6 protein-coding genes and 1 pseudogene are annotated in these 5,003 nt (G+C 73.2%); 4 read left to right on the top strand and 3 right to left on the bottom strand.

What is annotated here, in order from left to right:
- A partial coding sequence (gene galT, locus ACY5KJ_RS17385; RefSeq protein ID WP_462203862.1) for a galactose-1-phosphate uridylyltransferase occupies positions 1–247 on the bottom strand: 247 nt, incomplete at its 3' end.
- Between the two features lie 257 nt (positions 248–504).
- Here galT and soxR point away from each other — a divergent pair.
- From soxR to ACY5KJ_RS17365, 4 genes and pseudogenes are all read left to right on the top strand, one after another.
- Entirely contained in the window at positions 505–996 is a 492-nt protein-coding gene (soxR, locus tag ACY5KJ_RS17380; RefSeq protein ID WP_462187095.1) for a redox-sensitive transcriptional activator SoxR, read from the top strand.
- Between the two features lie 129 nt (positions 997–1,125).
- Positions 1,126–1,565, top strand: a pseudogene (locus ACY5KJ_RS17375) (NADPH-dependent FMN reductase); the annotation flags it as partial.
- Positions 1,566–1,695: 130 nt separating this feature from the next.
- The gene (locus tag ACY5KJ_RS17370) at positions 1,696–1,863 is read left to right on the top strand and encodes a hypothetical protein (RefSeq protein ID WP_462203863.1); all 168 of its coding nucleotides are present in this window, start codon (positions 1,696–1,698) and stop codon (positions 1,861–1,863) included.
- 171 nt (positions 1,864–2,034) lie between these two features.
- Positions 2,035–3,291, top strand: a complete 1,257-nt coding sequence (locus ACY5KJ_RS17365; protein ID WP_462187096.1) for an ABC transporter substrate-binding protein — start codon at positions 2,035–2,037, stop codon at positions 3,289–3,291.
- Positions 3,292–3,342: 51 nt separating this feature from the next.
- Here ACY5KJ_RS17365 and ACY5KJ_RS17360 read toward each other — a convergent pair whose 3' ends face one another.
- Together ACY5KJ_RS17360 and ACY5KJ_RS17355 are read right to left on the bottom strand one after the other, a co-directional pair.
- Positions 3,343–3,675, bottom strand: a complete 333-nt coding sequence (locus tag ACY5KJ_RS17360) for an ATP-binding cassette domain-containing protein (RefSeq protein WP_462187097.1) — start codon at positions 3,673–3,675, stop codon at positions 3,343–3,345.
- Positions 3,669–5,003: ATP-binding cassette domain-containing protein (locus tag ACY5KJ_RS17355; RefSeq protein WP_462203861.1), on the bottom strand; the 1,335-nt coding region annotated here is incomplete at its 5' end. The genes ACY5KJ_RS17355 and ACY5KJ_RS17360, both read right to left, overlap by 7 nt.

The raw sequence follows: 5,003 nt of genomic DNA, 5'->3' as shown, positions 1-5,003 counted from the left end.
GGACCGGGTCGGGACGCAGCGCCGGGAAGTCGTTGGTGAACACGTAGGTACCGGAGTAGGAGGGGTTGCGTTCACCGCCGGCCCGGAGGTTGCCCGGGCAGAGGTCGCATAGAGGATCATGGGCGACCGCGGCCGGCACCGGCGGTGGTTCCTGACCGCCGTGCCACGGTCGCCGCGTCCGCCCCGGCGAGACCAGAACCCAACGGCCGGTGAGCGGGTTGAACCGCCGATGCGTGATGTCGTCCATCGCGACGAAGCCTGCCATGGGCGGCGACCGCGGCAAACGCGCTGCCGGGACGGCCGGGGGTGATCCCCGTTACCACGGAACCGGGGTGTGACGAGGGGCGACGCGGGGCAACGAGGGGCAACGAGGGGCGGCGGGACGTAACGAGGCGTGGCGAATCGTGACGGGGCGCGACGAGGCATGACGGCCAGCCCGTCGCGGCGCCGCCGGGTTCCGGGAACCTCATGTTGAGTTCAACTTCAACACCATAGTCTGCGGGCATGCTTCCTACCGATCTGATGACCGTGGGTGAGCTCTCGCAACGAAGTGGCTTCGCCGCGTCGGCGCTGCGCTTCTACGAACAGCGGGGCCTGCTCACCGCCACCCGGACCTCGGGTGGGCAGCGCCGGTACGAGCGCCATGTCCTGCGGCGGCTGGCGTTCATCCGCGCCGCCACCGCGGTCGGGCTCAGTCTCGACGAGGTGCGGGAGACCCTGTCGTCGCTGCCCGAGTCGCGCACGCCGACCAAGGCGGACTGGTCCGCGGTCTCGCGGCGGTGGCGCGGCCGGCTGGACGACGAGATCGCGGCTCTGGTCGCGCTGCGTGACGGACTCGACTCGTGCATCGGCTGCGGCTGCCTGTCGCTGCTTCGCTGCCGCATCTCGAATCCGCACGACCGGATCGCCGAGCTGGGGCCGGGCGCCCGCGCGCTGCCGGCCGCGCTGCGCCGGACCCGCAACCCCCTCGATCGGTGCGGTCAGCCCGTCCGATAGGACATCCGCGATAGGACAGACGCGACGGCACGCGGGTGGCGGTCCATCGCCGGACCGACATGAGCCAGATCCGGGACGCCGGACCGAGACGCCGGACCAGGACGCCTGGATCCGGGACGAGGAGGGGTAGTGGGAGACACATTCGGCATATTCCAACCGGGTGCCAGCAACGGCGAGCCGAGGAGCGGGCGCAGCCAGACGGGCAGCCAGACGGTCGGTACGGATCCCGTCTCCGGGCTGCCCAGCCGGGTCTCGGCGCACCGTTCGCCCGACACGCCGCCGGACGGTCCCGGTCCGGTGCGGGCCCGTCGCCGCCGCCCGTTAATCGTCGGCATCGGTGGCAGCAGCCGGGCGAACTCCACCACCCACCAGGCCCTGGCGACGGTGCTGGCGATGATGGGGCAGGCCGGCGCGGAGACGATGCTGCTCGGTGCGGCGGACCTGGACCTGCCGATGTACGCGCCGGAACGCCAGGAACGTCCCGCCGCGGCGCTGCGCCTCCTCGCCGCCGTCGAACGGGCCACGGCCTCGTGATCGCGACTCCCGGTTACCACGGCGGGATGTCGGGCCAGGTCAAGAACGCCCTGGACTATCTGGAGGACGCCCCGGCCCTACCTGGACGGCCGGGCGGTCGCACTGATCGTCGGAGCCCGGGGCACGCAGGCGGCCGGGACGACGCTGACGGCCCTGCGCTCGACGGTGCACGCCCTGCGCGGCTGGCCGACCCCGCTGGGAGTCACCCTGAACACCGCGGTGCCGCTCTTCGACCCGCACGGGCGAGTACTCGACCCAACCGTCGCGGCCCGCCTGGAGACCCTCGCCGACCAGATCATGGGGTTCACTTACGCCTGGCCCCAGGTGCTCTGAGGTGATCTGAGGTGATCTGACGCCGGGACGCGACCCCGCGCCGCGGCCCGTGCGGGTCCCGGCTAACCCGGGCGTATCCGTCCTGAGCAGGCAGGTCTACCGTGGCGGGGCCCGGCAGGGGACTGGAACACGGGACGCATGACGAGGCACGCACGACGAGGAGGCGGCACGGTGGGACGACGGCACGGGCTCCGGCGGCTCGCCGCGGCGGTTCTGGGCGCCGTGCTGGCGGGCACGCTCGCCGCGTGCGGTGGCGACTCGGACGGCGAAGCCACCGGCACCTCCTCGGCCGGATCGACGGTCAAGCTGATGATCATCGCCCCGGTGGGCACGTCCGGGACGAACTACCCGGAGATGGTGGCCGCCGCCCGGGCCGCCGTGCGCGGAGTCAACGCCCGGGGCGGGATCGCCGGCCACCGGGTCGAGCTCGTGCACTGCAACGAGAAGAACGACGCCGCCATGGCCAGGAAGTGCGCCCAGCAGGCGGTGGATCAGCACGTGCTCGCGGTCGTCAGCGAGGTCAGCGGCTCGGGCGGGATCATGCCCATCCTGGAGAACGCGGGGGTCCCGTCCATCGGTTCGGCCGGGATCTCGGCCGACGGATCCGAGCTCAGCTCCCCGATCAGCTACGTCATCAGCCCGCTGACCCTCTACCCCGCGGTCTGCCCGTCGTTGCTCGCCAAGGCGGGGGCCACCCGCCTCGGGCTGGTCGGCTACGACCTCAGCGCCAGCGACCGGCTCATCATCATGGCCGAGGGCGGCGCGAAGGCGGTAAACCGTCCGATCAATCCGAAGATCCGTATTCCGATCACGACGAGCGACTTCACCCCGGCGATCTCCCAGCTCACCCGGTCCGGTGCCGACGGAGCCGTGCTCGTCGTGTTCGACCAGGCCGCCTATGCGGTGATCTCCCAGGCCGGCCAGCGGGTCCGGACCTGCCACGCGGCCGGAACCCTCTCGCCGAAGTACCTGTCGACGCTCGGTCCGGCCGCGGACAACCTCGTGGTCGCGACCGCGTTCCCCGAGCTGAGCCAGGCCGGCCAGTTCCCGGAGGTCGCCCGGATAATCTCCGAACTGGACGCCGAGCAGGCCGGCGGGGACGCGGACGCGGCCCCCGCGCTGCGCACCACGACGACCACCACCGGCGCGTGGCTGTCCGTGCAGATCGCCGAGAAGGTGGGCAACAAGGTGTCCGGCGAGCTCACCGCCCGCACCCTGCTCGACCAGCTCAACCGGACCACCGACCTGGACCTGGGCGGCATCGTCCCGCGGCTGAACCTCACGGCGACGACGCCGATCCCCGGGGCGGAACGGATCTTCAACACCACGCTGCGGGGAGCCCGGTGGGACAGCGCGTCGAAGAGCTTCGTGCCGCTCGGCCCGGAGACCTACTCCGGCCTAGACATCCTGCGCCGGGCCGCCTCCTGACTCCGAGGCACACGCTGACCCGGGTCAGGCACGCGCTCGCGCTGACCCGGGTCAGACACGGGGGCCGCTGAGGGCGCCATCGCCGGAGTCCGCCGGCCGCCCGGGTGACAGATAGGCGCCGAGCAGGATCTCCCGGTCGGCACGGGCCTGGGCTGCGGTGCCCGACCAGGCGAGGGCCCCGTGCCGCAGGACGTGCACCCGATCGGCGATCGACAGGGCGCTGCGGACGTGCTGCTCGACGAGGATCACGGCGAGCCCGTCGTCCGCGGCGGCGCGCACCGCCGCCAGCAGACGGTCCACGACGCGCGGCGCGAGGCCCAGCGAGAGCTCGTCGGCGAGCAGAACCGTGGGCCGGCGCGCCAGGGCGCGCGCGAGGGTCACCATCTGCTGCTGCCCCCGGAGAGCAGCCCCGCCCGCCGGTCGAGGTGCTCGGCGAGCTCGGGGAAGACCGCGAGGGCGAGGTCCGGGTCGCATCGACCGACCCGGAGATTCTCCCGGACGGTGAGGTCCATGATGACCGAGCGTTCCTCGGGAACCAGGCTCAGGCCACGCCGGCACCGTTCGTGCAGCGCGGCGGTCGTCACGGCCCCGGCGAGCAGGACCTCGCCTCCCGCTGACGGGATCGCGCCGGCCAGCGCCAGCAGTGTCGTCGTCTTGCCGGCACCGTTCGGGCCGAGCAGGGTCACGACCTCGCCGGCGTGCACCTCCAGGTTGAGGTCGCGGACCACCGGGCCGTTGCCGTAGCCGGCGGACAGGCCCCGCGCCGCCAGCACCGCGGGGCCGGCCGCGAACCGGGCCGGGTCCGTCAACCGAGCCGGGACCGTCAACCGTGCCGGGACCGCCGCCTCCCCCAGGCAGGCGACCCGCACCCGGGGGTCGTCGCGCACCCGCTCCGGCGTCCCCTCGGCGATGCGCTCCCCGGCGTCCAGCACGACCACCCGGTCGCAGACCCCCATGACCACGTCCATGTCGTGTTCGTTGAGCAGGATGCCCAGCCCCCAGCCGTCGGCGAGCCGACGCAGCAGGCCCGCGACCTCCGTGCTCTCCGATTCGTCCAGCCCGGCGCACGGCTCGTCGAGCAGCAGCACGGCGGGGCGCGCCGCGACAGCCCGGGCGATGGCCAGCAGCCGACGGCGACCGTAGGGAAGCTCCGCCACGGTGCGCAGGAGATCGTCGCGCAGCCCGAAGGCGTCGACCGCGGCGACCGCGGCCGGCTCGAGCGGACGTCCCCGGGGGAACAGCAGGTCGGTGAGATAGGCGCGGGTGTCCCGGCGGTCGCTGGCCGCCTGAATGTTCTCGATGACCGTCAGATCGTCGAACAGCTCCAGGTTCTGGAACGACCGGCTGATGCCGACGCGGGCCCGCCGGTGCGCCGGCAGACGGTCCAGCCGGACGCCGCCCAACGTCATCGACGTGACCGAGGACGGGGTGTAACCGGTGATCGCGTCGATGACCGTCGTCTTGCCCGCGCCGTTCGGGCCGATCATCCCGACGATCTGACCGGGTTCCACCCGCAGGTCGACCGAGCGCACCGCGGTGACCGCGCCGAACCGGACCGTCAGACCCCGGACCGACAGGACGGCAGGCGCCGTAGGTGTGGCCGCGGCGCAGGCGGCGGGCGTGGCGCCGAGCAGGCGAGCCAGGCGGGCGGCATCGGAGCGGCGGCGGCGGGCGGTCGCGGCGGGCGTGGCGGGCGTGGAGCAGGTCGAGGG

The sequence above is a fragment of the Frankia sp. CcWB3 genome (assembly GCF_977927595.1).
The sequence above is the reverse complement of the archived record's forward strand: the minus strand, read 5'-3'. Positions and strand labels throughout refer to the sequence as shown.

Bases quoted from the DNA above. Each gene is read 5' to 3' on its own strand.
- ACY5KJ_RS17360 (WP_462187097.1), bottom strand. From the start codon at position 3,675: ATGGTGACCCTCGCGCGCGCCCTGGCGCGCCGGCCCACGGTTCTGCTC.
- soxR (WP_462187095.1), top strand. From the start codon at position 505: ATGCTTCCTACCGATCTGATGACCGTGGGTGAGCTCTCGCAACGAAGT.